General features: G+C 45.0%; 1 pseudogene. It reads left to right on the forward strand.

The annotated features are described in order from the left end of the window. Positions 1–478 precede the first annotated feature (478 nt). Positions 479–1,429: pseudogene (locus tag QKY98_RS23325) on the forward strand (hypothetical protein); the annotation flags it as partial.

The following is a 1,429-nucleotide window of genomic DNA, read 5'->3' on the forward strand; positions in this document are numbered from 1 at the left end:
CCTAGAGGGCGAATTGCAACGTCTATTGGCGTGCTGCCACGGCGGGACCATATCGGAATGCCGGATCATCGAATCCTTGGCTGGCGTCTCGAAAGCAGAGGGTTTGGCGGTGCCCTGACGGCGGCCGACAAGCGTTGCGTTCCCAGGTGAACGCCACCGGCCACCACAGCCTTATCACCTGGCGCGCGCTGTTGTCCTCCCGCCACACCTGCGGGCTAAATGTGTCGGTTTTTCTGCACCCCTGCAGGACGAACGTTTCCACATGGGACGTGGCTTAGACTATTGTTTGATAGGCAACGAAAAACCTGCAAAACCCTGCACCACCATGGGATTTTCCGTCGCCGCTCACCAAAGCGGATTCAATCTGCACGATGATGAGCGCCTCGATGAAGCAACCGTATAGGCAGCTATCTAGGATAGACCTAACAGTTATCGAGAGGTACCAACGGCCCTAATATTGGCATAGCAAGGAATCAGAATGGGACGCATCATCGAATTCCCCTTTGAAGATAGGTTTATACCGCTAGCAGAGAAGAGCCTATTTGAAGATGAAAACTGCTTTTCAATTATTATTGGAAGAAATGGTACAGGAAAAAGCAGACTCTTAAGCGAAATCGTCTCTAATTACTCAAAAATGATTGACGAGAAAAGCACTTATTTTTTTCGTGCCAATGACTTTATTCCATCAAAGATTTTGGCCGTATCAACTAGCCCTTTTGATAAATTCCCCAGCATACCCAGGAGCAAAACTACTAGCTTCCGCTCAATATATTCTTATATTGGCATGCGCAGCTCCGGCATGTATGCGACGAATGCCATGGCCTTGATGTCATCAGCCACCAAAGGACTAATAAACAAGTATCTAGAGTCTGAGAGACACGAAAATTTAAACGAAATATTCAGACTATTGAAAATTGAGGCAAAACTAAGCTTTGTTTTCAAATTAAACATAAACAGAAAAATTGCTATAAAGGATCCCGAAAACCCGGATCAAAGATACTTTGTCGACTACGAAGATGTAGGGATATTGCTTACGGACACCCGTGGCAACGCAATAGACGATAGTTTTGAAGAAATACTTGAAGATCGCATATTTGAAAACTTTAGATCTTTACCGCAAGAGATAAAAAACGACATAGCACATGCTCTGAATTACACAATGGAAAGGCTGGACACCAAGAGAGACAGCCTATTCAAACTAGACTTTGACTATATAAGCAGATACCGAGAAGGATTTATTGACAAGCATTTCGCTATGGCTGTGCTAACTTTGCTAAATCACAACATAGTAAAACTTTTTGATTTAAAAATCTGGAAAGAACACGAGCCCGGTGACACTCGAGAATTGTCCCTAAGAAGGGCCAGCTCCGGCGAACAATGCATGCTCGTAATGACACTAGGCATTGCCGGACAGATCGAACATCGATCC

Source organism: Pseudomonas sp. HR1 (assembly GCF_030175875.1).
Taxonomy (GTDB): domain Bacteria; phylum Pseudomonadota; class Gammaproteobacteria; order Pseudomonadales; family Pseudomonadaceae; genus Chryseomonas; species Chryseomonas oryzihabitans.